The following is a 23,024-nucleotide window of genomic DNA, read 5'->3' on the forward strand; positions in this document are numbered from 1 at the left end:
TTCTTCTTAAAATAAATCAAAAAATGTACGAAAAATTAATTCTTTTTCAATAAAAGAGCTTCTAAACCAGGCATAGATGCCCCTGTAAGATATTCTAACATTGCTCCTCCTCCAGTAGAAACAAATGAAATAGCACCAAGAAGTTTCATATCTTCCAAAACCTCAATCGATTCCCCTCCTCCAATAACACTAAATGCTGAGCTTTCTCCTATAGCTCGGGCAATTTCAACAGTTCCTTTTGCAAACCGAGCATCTTCAAACATTCCCAAAGGACCATTCCAAACAATAGTTTTGGCGTTCTTTATTTTTTCACAAAAAATTTCTCTCGTTTTCTCTCCTATGTCAAATCTATCTCCCTCAAAATCTATAGGAAGAATAACATTTTCCGAAAGTTCTATATTACCATCAATAGCTTCATTGGCGACTTTTCCACCTACCAGAACTTTATCGAAAGTCTTGGAAAACATTGTAATAAGAGGAAGTTTTGTTTCTATTTTTGCACCACCCACGATAGCAACTGATGGAGAATCCACTCCTTTGCGAATATTTGAAAGTATTTCAATTTCTTTCTCAAGATATATACCTGCGTATGTCGGAATATGTTTTGTTATTCCCACGGTAGACGCATGCGCTCTATGACACACACTAAAAGCATCGTTTACAAATATATCAAATGGTTCAGAAAGTAATGCCGAGAAGGCTTTGTCATTTTTTTCTTCTTCAGCATGAAATCTTACATTTTCTAAAAGAAAAATATTTCCTTTTTCAGCGCTTGCAATAGCCTCTTTTACTCGATCACCCACTGATTCTCCCACAAAAAAAATCCATACACCCAAAATTCTTCGCACATCATCTGCTATATGAGCAAGAGAGTCAGATTCGCTATATCGCCCTTCCGGCCTACCAAGGTGAGAAAGAAGAGAAATAGTTCTAGCGCCATTCTTTAAAAGATACATGATAGTCTCTTTGGCCGCTTCCATTTTATATTTTTGACGAACGTCCCCATCTTTAAGATTAACATTAAAGTCAACTCGAACAAGAACATTCTTTCCTTCAACCGAAATATTTTTTACACTTTCATATTGATTCATATTTTTTTCTTTATCATTGATGTAAACCTTTAGAGAAGAATATCATTCACAAGAAAAAATGTCACTTTCCAAAAGTAATCATTTTTCAAAAAAATATCTTATTTCTTCTATAAAAAGAATTTTTTTATTCCTAAAGATGTCAAACAAAGTCTCGCAAATGCTTAGCAGCAACTTCTGGCTCGATAGTAGAAATTTCTATTCCTGTCGAAAGTTCAAATCCAGCCCATGTCGAAGTTTTTGGTAAAATCTCAAAATGCCAATGATAATGAGGGTAATCTTTTCCATCACAAGGAGATGTGTGAAGATAAAGATTATAATCAGGATTTCCAAGCGCTTTCTCCAAAGCTCCTAAAGATCTCTTGAAAGCCCATGCTAAGGAAATTTTTTGAGCATTTGTTATTCGTTCAAAATAAGGACTGTGAAATTTTGGAAGAATCCACATTTCAAAAGCAGATCTTGATGCGTACGGCGCAATAACAATACAATGTTCATTTTCAAAAACTACTCGTGTTTTTTCAAATTGTTCGTATTCTATAACCGTACAAAAAACACAACGATTTGTACTTTTCCAATGTTGATCACTTCCATAAAGTTCCAATTCTACATAAGGAGAAACGACAGGAACTGCAAATATTTGAGAATGAGGATGATATACCGATGCGCCCGCAGATTTACCATGATTATGGATAATGCTTATATATCGAACATCCTTTTGATTCATGATATTGAGATATCTATCTTGATAAGCATCTATCATTTCTACAATGGTATTCACACCCATCTTTGCAAAATGATCGTCATGTTTTCTAGGCACGACCAATTCATGATTTCCAACCCCACTCATACCAAAATAAGGCCCCTCTTCAAAAGAAACTATTTCTTTTTCAATATTCTGAATTGCAGGATAAAGATTAGGAAAAACTCGAAGAGTCCAATCTCCATCATCTTTTTTATAAATAAGAACATCATCTTTTTGTCCACTCGCCTCTGGATTTTCAAAAGGACAAGACCCAAGAGACTCATCCAAAACAAAATCTTTTCTTACTATAAAATCCTCAGGTCGTTTCGATCGACCCGTAGCAATAACAACCCAATCTCTCGTTACAATATCTTGTCTAAGCTGAGAAAGCTCCTTTTTTTGTTCCATAAAGAGTGTTTATTTTATATTTTTATATCTAACTTTTTATTTATTTTTCGAATACAGGTGATAAGAACCCAAACAGAGCCTCGATCGAGTTTTCACTAAATCTATAAGTACTTGTACAAATCCATTTGGTCCAAGTAAGGAAACAGTAGATCCTGTTTCATTAAGCCATCGAACAGGCATTTGTTTTATACCAAATCCTAATTTTTTTGCTAAAACAATAAATTCAAAATCAAAACCAAATCTCTCCACTTTCATACGATTGGCAACTTCTCGTGAAGCTTCTTTGGTGATCATTTTAAATCCACATTGCGTATCAGGATAGGCCCACAAACCCAATGTAAAACGAATAAGCCAATTTCCCATATCTCCCATCAATTCTCGATATTTTGGCTGATGTATAGCAACATAAGATCCTTTTATATCTCTCGAACCTATAACTACATCAAATTTTTCTTTTTCAATTTCAGGTAAAAAAACATCTACATGTGTTATTGATGTCGAGCCGTCAGCATCCATAAATAATTGGTATTTCCCCTTTGCTTCAAGAAGTCCCTGTCGAACAACATAGCCTTTTCCATGATTTTCTTTATTTTCAATAACACGAAGACCATTCACTTGCGAGCTATAATTACGAGCAACTTCAGCGGTGTTATCAGGTGATCCATCAATGACTACAATAATTTCATATTCAAAATCCTTTTTCGAAAGATGTTCTTCTATTTCCAAAAGCGTTCGTCCTAAACGATCTTTTTCTTTATATGCAGGAATAATAACCGAAAGAAATATATTTTCATTCATACGTTACATAAAGAAACATTTCCTCAAAAGTATATCATTTATACAGAGAACATACAAGAAAAATATCAAACCTTAAAAAGAGAAAAAATCTCTTGTGATGTTTTTTGTGTTTTTCTTTCTAATTCTTCGAAAGATATTCCTCGAAGTTCCGCAAGAAATTCAAGCGTTGAAGAAATAAAAGCAGGCTCATTTCGTTTTCCTCGAAATTTTTGAGGACTAAGGTAGGGACAATCTGTTTCCACTATTATTTTTTCAAGAGGTATTAAGTTAACAACGAGATGAGAATCATCCTTTGTTCCCTGTGCATCTTTTTTTACTGGATATGTTATATTTCCCGCGAAGGAAAAGAAGATATTTCCTTCAAGAGAAAGAAATTTTTTTGTTATTTCTTCATCCCCTTGATAACAATGAAAAATAAGCGAAGGAAGTTTTGAACTGTATTCTCGAAGAATTTCAAAAGCATCTTCATAAGCTTCTCGACAATGCACTACTAAAGGTTTCCCCATTTCTAGCGCTAGTTGTATATGATCCAAAAATCCTTCTTTTTGAGATTGTTTTTGTTCTTCTGTAATTGATTTTCCAAAATCATGATAATCCAGACCACATTCTCCTATAGCCACAACACAAGATTCTTTTGCCAAAGTCTTCATCGTTTCTTTCCACAAAATCCTCGTTTCTTTATTTGGAAGTTTTGAGTATTCATGAGGATGACTCGCTACCATAGCATAAAGAAAGCCTTTATATTTTTTGGCGGTATCAATTGCTAATCGGCTTTCTTCAATGCTTGTTCCTACCGTAATAATACTTTCGATACCATTTTCTCGAGCTCGAGTTATTACTTCATCTCGATCATCCTCAAATTTTTCATCATGAATATGAGCATGCGTATCAATCATAGTTCTACGTTTACTTTTTACCTATTCTTCCAAACGAATAATTCCAACAGGACAACTTTTAGAACATTTTTTTGCTTTTTCTTTTTCAAATTCATCAAGTTCAAGAAGTGAGTATTCTCCTTTTCTTTTCGAACCCAAAAGATCAGCCTTTCCATCTTCTTTATTCATAGAAAACTTTTTCGAATCAATTTGAGCACATGTTCCACAACCAACACAATCCGATCTTTTTTGTGTAAATATCACCCGCTTAATTCCCATATACTTTTTCTTATTTTCTCATTCTCTCCTTATACAATAGCGTGTAATAACTCATTTTCACTTTAAAATCAAGAATATGTTTCATTATACCATTCTTTTCAATATTTCATCTTTGTGATTTTCCTCCTCCTACCCTCCCGTCCAAGCAAAGATTTCTTTGAAGTTCTTTATGATGAGTTCTACAACAGATTCTTTTGTTTGTGGTGTAAGGGTGATGTAGTCTTTGGTTATGGTTTCATTCCCACTCAGATCTTTTACTATGACTTTGTAAGAGTAGAGAGTTCCTGGTTTCCAAGAGGTGAGTACAATGATGTGATTCTTTGTTGGGGAAGAACTTACATTCACTGTTTTTTCTTCTCCTGCTCTTCCTTCTTTGTAGATGAGGGAGGAAGAAGCATCTTCATCTGTTTGCCAGTTAATAATCATTTGTACTTTTCCGTTTTGTGAAAGAGCGGAGTCGGTAGAGACTCTTTCTACTGTAGGAGAAGTTTCATCTTTTTGCATAGTGAATTCTATCTCATCAGAGAGAGTTTCATTTCCCATATCATCTCTGACTCGTACAGTAAGAACGTAGTTTTCTCCAGGAGTGAGTTCTTTGAGGGTGAGGGAGTGAGTTTGGAGGAGGGAGGGATTTCCTTCACTCTTTTGATCTTCTTCTTTGTTTTTGTTTTTGTAGGTTACAAGAGAGTCGGTAAGAGTATCAGTAAGGAAGTTTACTTTTGCTTCTCTGTCTGAAAGAACTTCTATCTTGATTTCTTTGATTTGTGGTGGAGACTTTGGTTCAAAGGTAGAGTCGGAAGAAGAGAAGAGATTTTTTGATTCATCTTCTCCTTTTACTCGGAAGTGGTAGGTAGAGTTTTCTAAAAGATTGTTTATGATAATTTCATGATCTTTTTTGAGTTCTTCACTTTTTCTTGTTTGTCCATAGTTTTCTGTGTTTCCATATTCAACAATAGAGGTAGTGGGAGTGGAAGTTTTCCATGTGATAGTTGTTTCCCCTATTTGTTTGGAAGAAGCTTTAATGGAAGAGATGGAAGAAGGAGATTGCGTTTGGAAGGTTTGTTGGGAGGAGGTGCCTATGTTTCCGGCGGTGTCGGAAGATCCTGTGGAGAAGAAGTATTTAGTAGATGGGATGAGACCTCGAAGAGTTACGGAGTGGGAGGTGGTGTATTTGGTGGGGTCGAAACCTGTAATACTATCAATTGTGGCATATTCAAGGTCTTTTGTCGTACCATATTTTACTCTACTATCAGAAACTTCATCCGTCTCCCAACTCACCACTGCACTCTCTCCTGTAATGTCTTTGACTTTGACTCCTGAGATAGAGGGAGGAGTAGATTCTGCTTGTTCACTTCCACTGTCTACTTGTTTGAGTTTTGTTGTGAAGCTTTTTTCTTCACTCTCTATGAGGGTTCCAAGATTATCTTCACAAAGAAGTTTGTAGAAGTAGGTTGTGTTAAAGATGAGTCCTCCAAGATGCAGGGAATGGAGTGTGTCATAGATTCCTGTCGCTTCTGTTTGAGGAACTTCTTGGTAGTTTCTTGATTGGGTTCCATATTCAAGGATGCAGTTTGCTGCTTGATCCGTCTGGAAGGTTATGACTGCTTTTTGATCAGTGAGTACTTTAGGAGGATCACTGATAGTATGAATCTTTGAAAGAGGTGCATGATTGTATTCTGGATCTAAGGTTGTTTTCATTGTTTGTATATCACTCTGTGATTCGTTTTGATTGATATCTTTAACACTCACTTGATATTCATACTCTGTATCAGGAGTAAGAGTATCGAGTACCCTGTAGTGAGATCTATCGTATGTTGTTCCTTGTTCTGTTTGTGTGAAGGTAAGGCTTCCTTTTTTTCTGTACTGAAGGAGGAAGGATGCTTCTTCATCTGTGTTTGCTGTAATAACTGCTTTGTCATTTGAGATAAGAGATGTTTGAAGATTCGTTATGGTAGGAGGTGTTTCGTCGAGTGTTGTAGAGAATTGAAAATAGTTTCCTCCATTATTGTCATTGGCAATGTTTCCTTGTGAGTCGGTGGAGGTAACGTAGAAATAGTAGGTGGTTCCTTGAGTAAGAGCATCTAAGGTTACTTGATGATTTTTTGTAAGAACACTTGATCCGGAGAGAGTGATAGGATCGATAAGAGATCCATTCTTGTTTTCACTGTAATGGAGTACAGAGTCTGCAGGGACATTCGTATTCCAGAATATGGTTGCTTGTGTGTTAGAAGCACTTGATACCGCTACACCACTGATAGAAGGTCCAGGATTCGTTGTGACTTCATATCCATTGCCATTATTGTCATTGACTCCGGTATTGCCTTGAGGATCAGTAGAGGCAACTCTAAAGAAGTAGGGAGTGTTTGGTGTGAGGTTGGTAAGAGTGACTCTATGAAGTCCTGATTGTGCTTGGGTGTCAGCATAGGTAGAGACTCCTGTTTGTTTGGTATAGGTGTTGGGAGTGGTTGCATATTCTACACGAGAGTCAGAGAGTTCATCTGTTTCCCATGTGATAGTTACGGTTGTGGTGTCTTTAGATTCTACGGTTACGTTTTGTAGAACAGGAGGGGTTTGATCTGATCCTCCTCCACCTTCTCCGAAGTCTTGAATACCATTTGCTTTCATCGTAACGGTTTGTGAGAAGAAAGAAACATTTCCTGGTGTGTCTGTTGTCTTTGCTTTGTAGGTGTAGAGAATGTCTGGTTGTGGGGTAGCATCAGTAAGGAAGTTTGTTGTTCTTGAGGTTATGATATTTTGAAGCGTATAGGTAGTAGCGTCATCACTTCTATAGAGTTTGTAGTTTCCGAATCCTGTTGGAGGTTCTTCTATTGTTTTGAATCCTACGAAGGCTCGGTATTCTGGAGGGGTAAGAAGCATATTACTCGTATCTTGAGAAATGACTCGTGTAGGAGTTTCTGGAGTAGTTGTGTGTATGGTTTGTGTTTCATTCCCGTATTGATCTTTGAAGCGAGTATAGACAATGTCGGGATCAGTTTCGAGTTTTATTGTTACCGTTGCATTAAAAGGTTCCCAAGGAGAGTTGGTAAGGTTTTCGTCAAGAGAAATCTTCATCTGTGTTGGAGAGTCATCACTGACTCCAAGAGTAAGAACAGATGTGGTGGAGGGAATGGTGAGGTCTTGAGTGGAAGCATCAACAAGGAGGGAGGGATTGGTGGGAGTTTTTGTATCGAGGGTAAAGGTATTTGATTCAGCTCGTGCGATATTATTCGCTCCTTCATTGTCACTTACGGTTACACGGATTTTTGCATTGGTAAGATAGAAAGATTCACTTACGAGAGAAGGAGTCCAGGTAGCACTGTGTGTTGTGTACGTATCTTGATTCACTGTTTTGTTTTGTATATCTTCGGGAGCTAGAGTATTGGAAGCGATATTGATCCAACTACTTCCATTGTAGTATTCAAAGCTCGGAGTAACTATTCCTGGAGTATTGGTTCCGGTATTGGTATCTTCATCTTTTGTTTCGTACGTGATAGTTACTGTTTTATCAGTATTGGGAGTAGTGGTTACATTTTGAATCATAGGGAAAGCATTCACAACATAGCCTACTTTTACATCATCGACTTGAGGTTGAGAAAGAAGGTCAGGAGAAGAAAGATCTACTTTGTATTGAAAGAAGCGATCTTCAAAGATATCTTTCATATCTTGAGGGATAGCACTGGCTGTGCAACTTACCGTTGTATTGTTTTTTGTACAATGTGTAGTAAGAGAAGAGGGAGTAGATTGTGCTATTTGTATCCAGGGGGAAGAAGAAAGATTTCCTTTCGTTCCTGCAGTTTTGAGAGAAAGAGTTACTGAAGAACCTGTTGGGAGTATTTCATTTTCTTTCCATTCTATTGTTCCCATGACATTAGCATCACTACTGGAATCAAATGCTGAAGAGATAAGAGAACCAGCAAGGTATCCAGATTTAAGTGAACCTGCGCTTCCATCAGTTGCAGGTGCGGTAGCTCCTTTTGTTCCTCCGAGTGTTTGAATCGTTTGATTGGTAAATGTTTTGTTTTCATAGGCATAGGCGATTCTTCCTCCTCCCCCTCCTCCTCCACCACCTTGTCCCGCCCCACCATTGGCTTGAAGCTTTCCACCGTTTATGGTGAAGTTTTTTGCATAGAGTATGTTTATAGATCCTCCTGATCCTCCTCCACCATTGGTGAGTCCAGCGCTACCGTTACTGGATATGGTTCCATAGAGGTTGAGATTGTTATTCGTTCTGATTCGTATATCTCCTCCTCCTGTTCCTCCTGTAGACTTTCCTCCTCCACTTCCAAGATCTTCGGGAACAAAGTCATTTCCATAGGTGTTAGGGGAAGTTGCTCCATCACTACTATTTCCTCCTCTTCCTCCATATGTTCCTCCTGATCCATATCCAAGAGAGCCTGTTGTTCCTGCTCCTGTTCCAAGAGTAGGAGTGTAACCTTTCGTGTTGGTGTTTATGGATGCTCCTGTACCACTTACTCCATGAATAGTGAGATTGGTAGAAATGAGAGTTCCTGTTCCATTGGCTACTATGTGTGAGGTGTCAGTAGAAGAGTTAAGAGTTCCTATGGTTATGTCTCCTGTAGTGTTAAGAGTGGTTCCTGTAGGAATGGCAAGAAGTCCTTTGTTTTTTACAATGATGTTTCCGAGAGAGAGGGAGTTGTTGGTGAAGTTGTCTTGGGGGATGAGGGTTTGGACGGTAGCTGTTTGATTATTGTTGTCTATGGTGAGGGTTCCATTGTTGGAGCCTTGGGAGGCTGTTTCGGTGTAGATGGTGCCGGCTGCTCCAAAGTTACCTTCATTTCCCCCATATGTTTGCATCGTAACCGATCCAAAGTCATTTCCTGATGTAAGCTTTACAGCGATTCGACCACCTCCACCACCATTTCTTCCGTTCGCTCTTATACTACCAGAGCCCAAAAAATATTGTGTAATTATAGAAACTGACCCACCAGATCCTCCCCGCGCTCCATCAATACCAATACTATTTGAGGTAATTAAGCCATCTACCATTATTAATCCAGAAACTACTAATTTTATAGCACCAGCTCCTGCCACATGACTCATTCCTCCTCCACTCCCATTATTAATCGGATCTGTAAAAGAGCCATAAGTTGGGCCTAAGGATGAACCAGATCCTCCATACGAACCTTGTAATCCAGCATTTCCCGGACCACCTCCAGCATATCCCTTCCCATCCACATTAATCTGTCCTCCTGTTTGAACATCGAGATTCCCATTAATAGTAAGATCCATTTTGTAGAGTTCCGTGCTTCCATTAGCACTATGTGTCATATATCCACCGGATTTCACCGTAATATTTCCATTGAGTGTATGAGGGAGATCTGCAATAAGAGCCCAGTTTTCAATATTAAGAGATCCTTGAGGAAGATCAAAGGTTCCTCCTCGAAGAGCGATACCACTGTCTATTGCAGAAGTACCTGAAAGTCCTGTTACAGAATCGGGATTATCAAGAATAAGTGCGGTTCCTATTGGGACACTTATTTTTCCTTTGTTTTTTAGAACTAGATTTTTAATGGTCCATGTTTGGGTGGAAGGAATAGCGGTGAAGACTGAGGAAATAACATTATTATTATCAATCGTTACCGTTCCATTTCCCGCTCCTTGAGAGGCTGTTTCGGTGTAGATGGTGCCGGCTGCTCCAAAGTTACCTTCATTTCCCCCATATGTTTGCATCGTAACCGATCCAAAGTCATTTCCTGATGTAAGCTTTACAGCGATTCGACCACCTCCACCACCATTTCTTCCGTTCGCTCTTATACTACCAGAGCCCAAAAAATATTGTGTAATTATAGAAACTGACCCACCAGATCCTCCCCGCGCTCCATCAATAGCAATACTATTTGATGTAATTAAACCATTTAACGTTACCGATCCAGAAACTATTAATTTAACAGCACCAGCCCCTGATATAATACTCATTCCACCACCACTACCAATATTAACAGGGTCTACAAAAGAGCCATAAGTTGGGCCTGAGGATGAACCGGATCCTCCATATGAACCCTGATATCCAACATTTCCCGGACCACCTCCAGCATATCCCTTCCCATCAACATTAATCTGTCCTCCAGTTTGAACATCGAGATTCCCTCCGATATCCATAAAGAGTCTATGCGTTTCTGCTGTTGTGTTTGCTGTGTGGGTAAAATAACCATTGTTGAGAATTGTAACATTTCCGGTAACTACAAGTTTTCTATTGGTATCATCGAGTCTATATCCATTACTCATCGTAAGGGTTGATTGAGATGCTCCTCCTCCAAGAGTAAGAGATTGTATAGTAATGGGTCCAGAGTCTACATTAAGAAGAGGTTGATTCGTTCCTGTGTAATTGATAACGACATCATCGGTGCTGGTAGGAACGGTTCCTGTGTCCCAGTTCGTTACTGTAGTCCATGCAGTGCTGGTTGTTCCTGTCCAGGTTACAGTGGAAGCATGAGTAGGAGAAGAAAAAGAAAAAAAGAAAACACAAAGAATTCCAAAAAGAAAAGGAAGGGAAGAGTGAAAGAAAAATTCTTTTTTAAAGCCATTCTTCACATTTGTTTTTCTTCTATTTTTTATTCATACTATTTTTATAGTATCATTTTTTTTATTTTCTGTGAAATAGTTTCTTTACAAGTCATTCCCCTCTTCTCTCCCTGAGGAAAAGGGAGTACCCGAGTCTTTGAGGGGGAGGGATTTGTATTGATTTCACAAAAGAATTTCATACAAAGAAAATCCCCCTCAATCCCCCTTTTTCTAAGGGGGAGGAATTAGCTCTGGATTGCCACGACTGAGTACAGCCTCACAAAAACGGAAGGACTCATTTGCCTCACTACGCTCACAAAGACGGATCGAACTGAATTTCCACCTTCGCGAGAAAGAAAAAAAATAAAATGCAGAGGGAAAATCTAAAAAAAGAAAGACTCCTTTATTTATTTTGACTTAAGAATATATTCGCTCAGTATCTGATAATAGGTAGAAAGAGAAGGAATATTCACCCATTCCTCATCACTTCCAATCCCTCCCCCAATCGGACCAAATTCTATACCAGGACATCCTCTTTGCGAAAAATGTCTTGCGTCAGATGATCCCTGTGCTCCGCGAAGAATAACCTCTTTTTTTAAAATTTTCTTGGAAATAGCTTGTAGTAATAGCAAAGAATTATTCTTTGGATCCGTATATAGAACATCTTCATCCACGAGAATTTCTAAAGAAAAATTTTTCGGCATAAGCTTCTTCAACTTCTCCAAAAAGATTTCTTTTTCTCCCAAGACAAAACGAACATCGAAAGAAACTGAACAATCATCCGGAATTTTGTTATACGCCTTATTTGAAGTTTCAATAGAATTCAAATTAAGTGTTGTAACCCATTGTTCTTGTTTTGGAAATGTATATTCTTTCTGAATATTTGAAAGAAAATTATGCATCATCCAAATAGCATTCTTCCCTCTCCATGGATAAGCACCATGAGCCGTCTTTCCTTTAGCACTTATTTTCAATATCAAAATTCCTTTTGCTTGATGTACAATATCAAAATTTGTAGGTTCTGCTGAAAGAACGAAGTCTGTTAAAACACCTTTTTCTATCTGATATTTAGTTCCATCAAATCCCCCAACCTCTTCATCAGTCACTAATTGTAAACCAAGTGGATACGAAACACGATGTGCCATCTCTTGAAATGCTATTATAAGACAAGCGATATTCGCTTTCATATCCATCGCTCCCGCACCATAAAGTCGATCATTTTTTATCACTGGGATGAATTGATTTTTTTTGGCAGGAATAATATCTAAATGACCATTAAGAAGAAGTGTAAATTTTTTGGGTCTTCTTTTTTTATTATAAATCAAAACACTTTTTACTCCATTTCTTTCGAAATATTCTTTATTAAAATCTTGAAAATGAGAAAGGGTAAACTGAAAAATTCTTTCTAGCTCTTTTTTATTTTCAAAAGAAGATTGAAATGTAATAAGTTTCTTCGCAAGGGAAAGTATTTTTTCGGTCATATAGTTTTTCTCATTTCTCATTCTTTTATAAAACTTCAGCATTCATTCTCTAAAAATTTCTTACCTTTCATCTTTTTATCTTTTGTTATATTTTCTCTGTAAAAAAGCTATTCTAAGGAGCTCATTCAAAAATAAAAAATGGACCGCATATTCCTTTTGAGAATATACGGTCTTTATCTTAGCACAGCTTATGACCTGCTAAGAAATGATTTCAGCCCATACCGTATATCGACTTCCATGATTTCTTCCCTTCTGAGCTTCCACTGAATCCGTAGGAAGGAAGGCTCGAAATCCACCGATAAACATAGGCTCTTCATCAATCATTGTCATGAAGTTTCTATCAATGTAGGCGTATTCAAACCCATCTACCTCATTAATTGTTTTGGGTATTTCCATTTCGGGTTGAATGATATACCCCCCTGGACGTCTGGAAAGATTATGACGCAATTCTCTCCGAAGTCTCCTATCCGGAAGTGCTCCAGACAAATGTCCGTAACATCCAAATGTTCCTTTGGCAGGCTTTAATCGAAGGTTTTTCTCCCCAATTTCTACCTCGAGAGGATCTATCATGAAATCTCTCAAAAATCTCGAAAAATCTTGAGATAGCCGAAAGGAATCAAAAGGAAATTCTCTGTATTTCTTGCCCATCGCCAAGTGCGTTGTGAATTCAAAAGAATACAAATCATTTTCACTCTTGATAGGAAATGCCATTCCCATAGGAGACATATAATCTTTCGTGTCATTGATACGATTTTCTGTCGCCATATCAGGAGCATCCACATTGAATGTGAGCGCGTGTTCTTTTATTATCCTCCTCATTTCAGGATTAGCCAGAAGTGGATGCTCGACGAAAACATCCGGATTTTTGAGCTTTTCGATCGGATCTGATGTACGAGCATACAAAAGATACTCACATTTTCCCTTATTGGCCTTGATATACTGCTCGAATTCATAAGGGCCAAAAAACCGATCAAAACCAGAAAGTGCGAATGTTTCCACATCGGTCAAAATCGAATCCTTTTCATGACCGAATTCTAACTCTTTCATCGCATTGTATTTTTCTTGCGTTACCGCAAGGAGAGCAATCGGTTTCCCAAATCGCTTACGAATTTTCAAAAGAGTTTGGCGAAATCCTTTTTTAAAGAAGGACTCTTCTCCTCGAGCAAAAAGATTCTCGAGCAGTTGGTACATTGCCAAACTATTTTCAATTTCAAAAATACGACGACGAAGAATTTCGCGAACATCTTCTTCAGACATTCCTTCTATTTCCTGGAAAAACTTTTTCGTAAGTCCAGACATATCTATCTGAACTCCATAGTTGACCGGGCATCCTTTCGAAAGACAGAATCGGTAATCAGTTTCCCATTCACGATTCGCCTCTACAAGAGAGTGAAACGTTTTATTGTATTCTTGATACAGAGTACCGAGCGCTCGAATCACTACTTCGGGATAAATAATCTGATGTCCCGAAAAAGCATAGAAGGGTGCGTTAGAAGAACGAATGGTATCACATTCAGAAATGATGCCTTGCTCATAAGGAATATACATGAGAATTACCTCTTTTTTGATAATTGACAATTCAATTGATGGAAAAGAACAAAAAAACCGATCTCTTTTGGGAGGCCGGTTTCTTTTTGGAGGTAATTTGTATACATTTTTCAATTTCCTTCAAAAACAAGCCGGTCTCCCTTTATAAAGAGGACCATAAAAATAATTCCAAAAAAATTTACTTGTTGTTCGTGATTATTCATACAACATAGAATAAAAAACAAAGGGTTTCTTGTCAAATTTTGGACTCTGTAAAAAATAATGCGGTACTTACACAATGTATGTTTTTTTCTAGAAATTCAACATCAAGACATAAGTATACTCAAAAAATCTCAATAAAATCATATATTCATTTCAATATCAAATACAAAAAAATTATTTTCATTATAAATAATTTTGAGTCTCTTCAGTTCTTTATTGCACAAAATTGTTAAAAATAATATAATTAGGAACATGGAAATAATACTATTCATAATAATCATTGTTCTATTTGTTTATTTTAATAACAAAATAAACAATATTGCTATTTTATCGGATAAACAAACAAAAGTGATTGTTGAATTTCTTATTTCAAAACTTCAAGAAAAAGACATTTTTAAAAATGATGAGGTTGATCATTTGTACCAAGAGATAAACCAAAAAATTAAAGAAGAAGTTAAGGTCAATGAATATAAATAAACACAAATACTTGTCATAAATCAATTTAATAAATATGCATTTATGATAACAACATCAGAAATGAGGGGAAGAGAAGAAAAAAAATCAACAGAAAATCACTTCAAAGGAATGCCCAAAGAAGAAATTTCAGAGGAAATGAGGACTATTAAACTTATTAAGGCTGAAAACCCAAATAAAGAAACTCTGGCTACATTTTCAGCTGAGTTTATTTCAGTTCTTAATAAATCGGCGTTGAAAGAAGAAAAATTGGAAGGAAAAAAAGACTAACTTTCATATCCAATACATTACTCTTCTGGAAGTATATCTTTGTTATCTTCAACAATAGAGCTTAGCCTATCCGTCAATTCTTTTTTTGACGAATATTTTTTATTTTCTAGAAAATTTTTTCTCTTCCCTCTATCCCACCTTCTTTTTCTCTTTCTTTCAAGAAAAAACCAACCTCAATAAAAAAATTCTGAAGTAATCTCTCGTTGTTCTTCCTGTATTACTTTAATTTGTTTGTAAACTTTTTTGGGAGAAAATTTTTTTCCGTTACTACGGATTTTCCCGTTTTTTGTTCTAAGGTCTTGCGTACATCCTTGGCGATTTTTCCTCAAGAAATTCACTCTTTTTACAAAAAACATTATCAATGAAAATCACATAAAAAGAATTCTCCTGAATTCATTGCTTCACATCCTCCGTAAAAATATGGCACTATAATAAATACTATTTGCAAAAGAACAAAAAAAATACAAATTCCAGCAATGATTTTTTGGGCTCGTAGATTTTTGATAGAAGAAGATACGAAATTTGTAATTATATAAAATAAAATGAGATAAAAAAAAGTTCCAAAAAACAAACCAGTAAAATTAGGGTAAGTACCACAAAAAAAAGCCTCTTTATTAATACAACGATCTGCAAGAAATTCTATACCCAATATATTTTCATCTATAAAAACAAGAGGAATTTCTATAAAAATAAAATAGAAAAAGGCAGTCGGAATCGCTCCTATTCCAAAGCCAATAAACTTAAAAATCATCATACTAGAAGGATATCCTGAAAAAAAAGCAACTCCCAAAGAAAACACGACAGGAAAAATCAAAAAAAGAAAAAGAGAGAATGTAAGTAAACTCGGCTTTATGACAAAACATTTCTTTATAAAATTCATAAGGCTATATATTTATTTGATTATTTTTTTCTTCATACATTTTTAAATTTCCAGATTTTTTCATTTTCTTCGTTAATCAGATGAATTAATCTCTACCCAAAACTGATATTGTCTTTTAAAAAAATTGCGATAATCTTCCTTCTATGCCACTTTTTGAAATCTTTGCAAAATTACAAATGTCATCAATTGAAGCACCATTTCAAGATAAAAAATAAAAATAGTTTTCTTCCCCTTCTGATTTCTTGTTAGATTTTTTTGCAAAAAAAGAAGTTTTTTTCTCTATTTTTTTACCTTTACTCCTGAAAGTTTTTCGAGATCTTCGAAAAGAATTTCCCTCACAGCATCAACTTCTTTCCCGGACAAAGTTCGGTCTACAGATCCGAAGACCAAATGATATGCCATACTTTTCCCCTCTTTACTCTCATATAGGTCAAAGAGTTCTAGAGATCGTAAAAGTTTTTTCGCACTTTTTTGTATAGTTTCTTGAATAATTTTCGCTGTAATTTTTGGAGAAGTTACGAGAAGAGAAATATCCCTCATGACACCTGGAAATTTATCCAAAGGAGAATATTTTTCTTGTACATTTTCCCTACATTTGAAAATCGAATCAAAATCAAATCGAGCCAGAGAAGTAGATACAGGAATTTTCCAAAGCTTTGCAAGATAAGGATGAATCATTCCTACATAACCAATAGTCTTTCCAAAAATTTGCACTTTTGCACTTTGTGATGGGTGGAAATAAGAGCCTCCTTCGTTTTTCTTCAAAGATTCAAATTCCGTTTCAGAAAAAAATAATTTTTGAGAAAGAGCTTGGATATCCCCCTTGAGAACGAAAAATCTTCGAGCATTTTCTTCTTTTTTTGTTGTCGAAGAAATCATACCGAATTGAAAAATTTCACAAACACTCGAATCCGATTTTTTCGTATACACTTTTCCAGCCTCAAACAAAGAAAGCGTGTCGAAACGACGAATGTTTTCTCGAAGAGAACGCATCATATTTACCAATATATCAGAACGAAAAAGTTCTTGATCAGGACTCATAGGATTGGCAAGTGAGAAATGATTTTCCTCGGGAAGTAAGAATGTTTTTGCAGTTTTTTGCGAATAAAAAGAATATGTTTTTATTTCATCATATCCCATGCTTATACAAATATCTTCAATATGTCGTTTTAATTTCAAGGAAGTATTTCTTTCTCCGATTTGAAGAGAAACTTTGGGTGCTACGGCATCAATTTTTTCATATCCATAGATTCGTCCTATTTCCTCTATAAGATCCTCTTCATGAGAAATATCTCTTCTTCGTGTTGGAATATGAACCAAGAAAATTTCTTTTGTTTTTTCTTCCAAAGAAAATCCCAAAGAAAGAAGAATCTTTCGAATTTCCTCTTTTTCTTTTTTAATCCCAAGAAGTCGCTCTACTTGAGCAATTTGAAGTTCCACCGTTTTAGAAAGTGAAACCTGTGGATACTTGTCACAAACACCCATTATTTTGGCACCTGCATATTCTTTGAAAAGTTCTAAAGCTCTCGATACAGCAATAGAGGCTCCATTGGGGTCAATATCACGTTCAAATCGATAAGAACTTTCTGTATCTAACTTATGAAAAATTCTACTTTTTCTTATGGATACAGGATGAAACCATGCTCCCTCAAGAAATACTGAAGTTGTATTTTCATCTGTTGCCGAATTTTTTCCACCCATAATACCTGCAAGAGCAAGAATTTCAGTTTTATTGGCAATTACAATATCGTTTTGAGAAAGCTCTTTTTTTGATCCATCAAGAAGCTCGAGTGATTCTCCTTCTTTTGCATTTCGAACAAAAAGAGAAGATCCTGAAATTTTTGCATCAAAAGCATGAAGGGGTTGCCCTGTTTCAAGCATAACATAATTTGTTATGTCCGTAGCAATATTAATACTTTTAATACCACAAATAGAAAGACGTGATTGCATCCACGAAGGAGTTGGGGTATCATTTTTTATTTCATAAAGAAGTGCCCCGATATAACGATTGCATCTTTCTTTATTTTCAATTTCTACAGAAATATTTTTTTCCGAAATCGAAGGTAGCTCATATTTTTCATTATCGAAACGCAAGGTTGTTTTCAAAATACAAGATAATTCTCGGGCGACTCCAATATGACTCAAAGCATCATGACCACGGCTGGCAAGAATATCGAGTTCAATACTGTCATCTCCTTTTTCAAAAATATCACAAAGCTTTGTCCCCAAAGGTATAGTTTTGTCCAAAAGAAAAATTCCACTATGATCCTCTCCCAAGCCAAGCTCGTCTTCAGCGCAAAGCATTCCCTCAGATTCAATTCCTCGAATCTTTGATTTTTTTATACAGAGTCCATGAGGAAGTTCTGTTCCTATAGTAGCAACAGGAACGCTATCGCCAATGGAAATATTATGAGCGCCACACACAATAGAAAGAATTGTTTTTTCTTGCTGATCAAGAGCAACTTTGGTCAATTGTAGTGTATCAGCATTTGGATGCGAAGAAATCTCAAGAATTTTTCCCACTATCACACCTTCATGCATACCAGGATTTTTTTCAATACTTTCAACTTCAAAACTATGACGCGTGAAAAGTTCCGCCATTTGTTCGACGGTTATGTTTGTCATTGCTAATTCATTGAGCCACGATACAGAATATTTCATACATTCGATTATTATCTATTTTGAACAACTACTTTCAAGAATTCATTTTACTCTATGAGAATTCTTTATTCCTTCGATCCTTATTATCTTTTTACAGAAATGGAGAAATTTTCTTTTCTATTTCCACTATTACACTTCTTTAAAATTGTCGTATAAATCTCAAATCTCCGCTATGAAACAAACGAATATCATCGATTTTATATTTCATCATGGCTAACCGTTCTACACCAAATCCCCAAGCAAAACCTGTATATCTTCCTCGTTCATATCCAGCAGAAACAAACACATTTTGATGAACCATTCCAGCGCCACCTACTTCAATCCAGCCAGATTTTTTACAAACACTACAACCAGAGCCTTTGCACACAGTACAACTAATATCAAACTCAAAACTTGGCTCAGTAAAAGGAAAATAACTCGGTCTGAGTCGGAGAGTAATATCTTTTTCAAAAAATGTTGAGAAGAAATCTTGAGCTATAGCCTTAAAATGAGAAACGTGTATATTATCCCCCACTACAAGCGCCTCAAATTGATGAAATGTATGTTCATGAGAAGCATCCGTTGCCTCATTACGAAAGATTTTTCCTGGCACAATAATTCGAAATGGTGGAGTATGTTTCTCCATATAGCGAACCTGTACCGCTGATGTTTGTGTTCTCGGAAGAAGTGCATTTCCTTTTTCATCTTTCTCTTTCATCCAAAAGGCATCTTGCATATCTCGCGCTGGGTGATCTTTCGGGATATTAAGTGCATCAAAATTATAAAGTTCTTGTTCAATTTCTGGACCTTCTGCAACCTCGAAACCCAAAGAAAGAAAAATATCTTCGATAGATCGCAGTGTCTTTGTAATAGGATGCAAATGACCAAGTATTCTCTTTTCTCCTGGAAGAGTCACATCAATACGTTGAGATTCCCAATCATAAGAATCCTGCTCTTTTTGTTGTATTCTCTTGTCCAAATCAGCCGTTATTTGTTGCCTCATTGCTTGGAGTTCTGGTCCACATATTCTTTTTTCTTCGGTACTCATTTGTGAAAGTTTTCGAAGTTCTTCGGAAATTTGAGATTTTCTCCCCAGGTGTTTTGTACGAACACTTTCAAGTTCTATAACTGTTTTCGCGCTATCAGCATCTTTTGCATAATTATCCCACAACGTTTTTTTCATACCTGTTTTAGTTCATTCTTTAGATACATTCAATCGAACAAAATGTTTTTTTCCAATACGAAGAATTTCTCCATTATCCGATAATTCTATCTTCCTTTCCACAAATAAACATTTTTCTTCTCCCAAAGAAACACCCCCCTGTTCAATCTTTCTACGAGCATCGCTTTTACTTTCTGCAAATTTATGAGAAACAAGGATATCCATTAAAGCACTTCCCGAAGCTACTGCAAGAATATCCAATGACTCCGCATTAATATGTTTTTTGGAAAATGTTTCAATAAAATATTCTTTTTCTTTTTCGGCAATTTCTAAACCATAAAAAATTTTTACAATTTCCTGTGCCAATCGAAGTTTGGCATCACGAAAATTTTCTTTTTCCATAATTTCAGAAATTTCTTTCAAAGATACTGCCGTACAATGTTTAAAAAGAATCTCTATCATTCCATCACCCTGAGACATTATCTGACCAAACATATTACGACTATCCGCATTCAAAAAAACTCCCGTTCCCTTACTTTTAGACATAAGTTCTCCTGTTTGAGGATCCTCCATAAGAGTCACAGCAACAACAAATTTTTCTTTATTTTTGCATTTTTTAAGTAGCGTTCTACCAGAAAGAGCATTAAAAATCTGATCTGTACCACATAATTCAACATCCACATCCAAAACAACACTGTCATACCCTTGCATCAAGGGATAAAGAAATTCATGGAGAAAAACAGGGTCTCCTTTTTGCATACGTTTTTCAAACATATCTCTTTCCAGCATTTGTTGAACAGTAAAATTTGAAGCTAGTCCGATAACTTCATCAAATCGCAGTTGAGAGAGCCAGTCAGAATTATAACGAATGCAAGGAGGATTTTCTTCTGTTTCAAAATCCATAAGAGGAATTATCTGTTTTTTCCAAGATTCAACATTTTCTTTTACCTCTTCTTTTGTTAATTGTTTTCGTTTCAATGATCCTCCTGTAGGATCTCCTATCATAGCAGTAAAATCTCCAAAAAGAAGAATTACTTCATGACCAAGACGACGAAATTTTTCTAAAAGCATAATATTCTTTGCATGCGAAAGGTGCAAAGTTGAAGATGTTGCATCAAAACCGATATAAAATTTTAATTTTTCCTCCAAAAGACGTTTACGAAATAACTCTTCAGAAGGTAAAATTTCAACGATAGTTCCTCGAGCAAAGATTTCATCAATACTAGCCTTTTTTTCTTCTTGGGTCATACTTCTTTTATAGAAAATTACACACATTCACAAAGTCTTTTAATTACTATCTTCTCTCTCCTCTTTTCAATAAACAAAAAGTTTATAAAAACAATAGATTTTTAATCCAATACACATGCCATTTATAGTATCACGAAAAAACTGAGATGCAAGAAAAAATTTCACCTTTCATCTGTATTCTCTTTTTCATCATTTTCCTCTTCGGCTTCATCTTTTTTCCTTTCTCTCCTAAATGTCAACACTGTCGGAATCGCCCATAAACTTAGGCCCATCTGTAAAAATCGACTGATAATTGCTACTGTTACGGAAATTTCTGGAGCAATTCCGAAATAACCAAAAAAGATATAATACGCCCATTCTTTTACTCCAATATTATTTATACTTAAAGGAAAGGCTGAAATGATATTGATAAAGAAGATAATACTCAAGAAATCAATAAAACTAAAAGAAATACCTACTGCAGTAAAAAGGATATAATTAGCAACACCCACACCAATAAAAGAAAATAAAATACCCAATAAAAAGGATATTGTTGTTAGACGAGTATCCTTAAACTCTTCTATTGATTCTGCAATTTTTGTTATTTTCTTCGGTAGAAAGCGAAAAATTAAAGGGAATAATGACCATTTTTTCCCTGGAAGAATAAGAAATTGCGCCACTACACCAAAGACAGCTCCACTAAAAAGAAAAAGCCATAATGGATTTTCTACAACAAGAGAAATATTCCAAAGAGAAAAAAATATTCCCAAGATAGCCAAAGAAACTAATCCGATATATCTATCAAAGATAATTCCAGATATAGCATGAGCTCTACTCTTATGAAGCTTCCCCAATGCCATAGCTCTGAATGTATCTCCCCCGATAACAGAGGGAAGGAAATTATTCACAAATGTCCCCGCAAGATACCATCGGAAATAGGATGAAAAAGGAAATGTATACCCACAAAATTTTCCAAGGATTTCCCATTTTTTCGCTGATATTGCAATTCCCAGAATGAGAAATGCCATATACAAAAATAAATACAAAGAATCAAGAGATCGTGCAATCTTCCATGACTCTCGCCAATCAATCATCCTTGCAAGAAAAAAAATCAATGTTATTGCAACACTTACTTTGAATACTGTTTTTATAAAAGAATTAGTTACTTTCATGAATGATTTCTTTATAAATTTTTCTATATTCACTTGCGACAGAACTCCAATTTAATTCTTCAGCTCTCTGTCGACTTTCTCGTCCCATACGAATACAAAGATCAGTATCAGAAAGAAGTACGTCAAGTTTTTGAGCTATTGACTCAGGACTTCGAAAATCAACAATAAATCCATTTTCACCATTTCGGATCAATTCTTGAGCTCCTCCTGTTGGTGTCATAATAATCGGGAGTCCGGATGCCATTGCCTCAAGCATACTATTACTCATTCCTTCATTAAGAGATGGGAAAAGAAATATATTCGATGATTGTTGCAATTGAAGTAATTTCGCATGATCATATTCACCCGAGAAAGTAATTTTTTCTTTTAAATTCAAAGTCATTACTTGTTGTTTGAGATTTTTTGCTGCATCACCATCTCCCCCAGCGATAATCATTTTTGCATGCGGATATTTGTCTGCGATTCTAGAAAAACCCTCGATAGCATATTGTAAACCCTTTCTTTGTGTGAGTCGTGAAGCGCATAAAATAGTAGGATGTTTCGATGACCGCTTTCCTTCATCAGGAAGAAAAAAATTTGTATCCACTCCATTATAAATAACACCAATTTCTTGATCTGGTTTTGAAATAAGAGCTAATTGTTTTAGTCCTTCGCTATTAGAAATAACACGAGCAGATTTTTTCCATACAAATCGAATCAGAGGTGTAAGAATTTTGTAAATCCAACGAAATTTCTCTGCATATCCAGGAACATCAGCACCTCGAAGCGATACTATAAAAGGAATATGAAATTCCATACTTAAAAGGAGCGCAAGTACACCACAAGGAACTGAAAAGAAGGCGTGAATAATATCATATTTTTCACCGCGAAGAATTCTTTTACGAATACATCTATACGCTGAAAAAGAATATCTCAAAAGATCTATTTGAGATTGTTTTTGCATATTCTTGCCATCTTTTCCAATAGGAAGACGAAAAACTGTTATTCTATCAAATATGTTTGTTTCTACGAAATCTCCATCTACAGCAGAAGTTATTAAATCTGCATTCATATCTTCATGTTTAGAATATTCTTGCAAAAGATATTTAGTAGCGTTTCCTGCCCCTCCTCCAAGAGGTGGATATTCGTAGTTAAGAAAAAGAATTCGCATGAAATAGCTATTTAATAATTTACTTTCAATATAAGAGAAAAAAGTGTCAAAAAATATGCATTCTTAGAAAAAATTTGAGATTCAAAAAATTCCTTCTTTGCACCATT

Annotated in this window: 16 protein-coding genes; 2 read left to right on the forward strand and 14 right to left on the reverse strand. The window is 35.8% G+C overall.

The window, feature by feature from the left end; translation table 11 throughout:
* Positions 1-35 precede the first annotated feature (35 nt).
* The 8 genes from pgk to IPN70_01540 form a co-directional block, all read right to left on the reverse strand.
* Complete coding sequence (gene pgk, locus IPN70_01505; GenBank protein ID QQS61588.1) at positions 36-1,091, reverse strand: phosphoglycerate kinase; 1,056 nt, start codon at positions 1,089-1,091, stop codon at positions 36-38.
* A gap of 139 nt (positions 1,092-1,230) precedes the next feature.
* Positions 1,231-2,238, reverse strand: coding sequence for a DUF4921 family protein (locus IPN70_01510; protein QQS61589.1), 1,008 nt, complete (start codon positions 2,236-2,238; stop codon positions 1,231-1,233).
* 36 nt (positions 2,239-2,274) lie between these two features.
* Positions 2,275-3,024: a glycosyltransferase family 2 protein gene (locus tag IPN70_01515; GenBank protein QQS61841.1), complete on the reverse strand. Its 750-nt coding sequence runs from the start codon at positions 3,022-3,024 to the stop codon at positions 2,275-2,277.
* A gap of 77 nt (positions 3,025-3,101) precedes the next feature.
* Positions 3,102-3,932, reverse strand: a complete 831-nt coding sequence (locus IPN70_01520; GenBank protein ID QQS61590.1) for a TatD family hydrolase — start codon at positions 3,930-3,932, stop codon at positions 3,102-3,104.
* Positions 3,933-3,953: 21 nt separating this feature from the next.
* Complete coding sequence (locus IPN70_01525; protein QQS61591.1) at positions 3,954-4,190, reverse strand: ferredoxin; 237 nt, start codon at positions 4,188-4,190, stop codon at positions 3,954-3,956.
* Positions 4,191-4,319: 129 nt separating this feature from the next.
* Positions 4,320-10,742: a fibronectin type III domain-containing protein gene (locus IPN70_01530; GenBank protein QQS61592.1), complete on the reverse strand. Its 6,423-nt coding sequence runs from the start codon at positions 10,740-10,742 to the stop codon at positions 4,320-4,322.
* A gap of 377 nt (positions 10,743-11,119) precedes the next feature.
* A complete protein-coding gene (locus IPN70_01535; GenBank protein ID QQS61593.1) occupies positions 11,120-12,193 on the reverse strand; it encodes a M20/M25/M40 family metallo-hydrolase in 1,074 nt (357 codons plus the stop codon).
* Between the two features lie 198 nt (positions 12,194-12,391).
* A complete protein-coding gene (locus tag IPN70_01540) occupies positions 12,392-13,741 on the reverse strand; it encodes a hypothetical protein (GenBank protein QQS61594.1) in 1,350 nt (449 codons plus the stop codon).
* Positions 13,742-14,194: 453 nt separating this feature from the next.
* On the opposite strand from IPN70_01540, the gene IPN70_01545 reads away from it, so the two are divergent.
* A complete protein-coding gene (locus IPN70_01545) occupies positions 14,195-14,419 on the forward strand; it encodes a hypothetical protein (GenBank protein ID QQS61595.1) in 225 nt (74 codons plus the stop codon).
* A gap of 42 nt (positions 14,420-14,461) precedes the next feature.
* On the forward strand, positions 14,462-14,686 hold the full coding sequence (locus IPN70_01550) for a hypothetical protein (protein ID QQS61596.1): 225 nt from the start codon (positions 14,462-14,464) through the stop codon (positions 14,684-14,686).
* Positions 14,687-15,044: 358 nt separating this feature from the next.
* Here IPN70_01550 and IPN70_01555 read toward each other — a convergent pair whose 3' ends face one another.
* The 6 genes from IPN70_01555 to IPN70_01580 all read right to left on the reverse strand — a co-directional run bounded on the left by IPN70_01555 (position 15,045) and on the right by IPN70_01580 (position 22,917).
* On the reverse strand, positions 15,045-15,566 hold the full coding sequence (locus IPN70_01555; GenBank protein QQS61597.1) for a hypothetical protein: 522 nt from the start codon (positions 15,564-15,566) through the stop codon (positions 15,045-15,047).
* A gap of 279 nt (positions 15,567-15,845) precedes the next feature.
* A complete protein-coding gene (locus IPN70_01560) occupies positions 15,846-18,227 on the reverse strand; it encodes a phenylalanine--tRNA ligase subunit beta (protein ID QQS61598.1) in 2,382 nt (793 codons plus the stop codon).
* Positions 18,228-18,366: 139 nt separating this feature from the next.
* Complete coding sequence (gene pheS / locus IPN70_01565) at positions 18,367-19,389, reverse strand: phenylalanine--tRNA ligase subunit alpha (GenBank protein QQS61599.1); 1,023 nt, start codon at positions 19,387-19,389, stop codon at positions 18,367-18,369.
* A 12-nt stretch (positions 19,390-19,401) separates the two neighbouring features.
* Complete coding sequence (tyrS, locus tag IPN70_01570) at positions 19,402-20,616, reverse strand: tyrosine--tRNA ligase (protein ID QQS61600.1); 1,215 nt, start codon at positions 20,614-20,616, stop codon at positions 19,402-19,404.
* Positions 20,617-20,777: 161 nt separating this feature from the next.
* Entirely contained in the window at positions 20,778-21,767 is a 990-nt protein-coding gene (locus tag IPN70_01575; protein ID QQS61601.1) for a flippase-like domain-containing protein, read from the reverse strand.
* Positions 21,754-22,917 carry a glycosyltransferase family 4 protein gene (locus IPN70_01580; protein QQS61602.1) on the reverse strand — a complete coding sequence of 388 codons (1,164 nt, stop codon included), beginning with the start codon at positions 22,915-22,917 and terminating at the stop codon, positions 21,754-21,756. Before IPN70_01580 ends, IPN70_01575 begins: the two co-directional genes overlap by 14 nt.
* Between the last annotated feature and the right edge of the window lie 107 nt (positions 22,918-23,024).

Source organism: Candidatus Moraniibacteriota bacterium (assembly GCA_016699795.1).
Lineage (GTDB): Bacteria > Patescibacteriota > Minisyncoccia > Moranbacterales.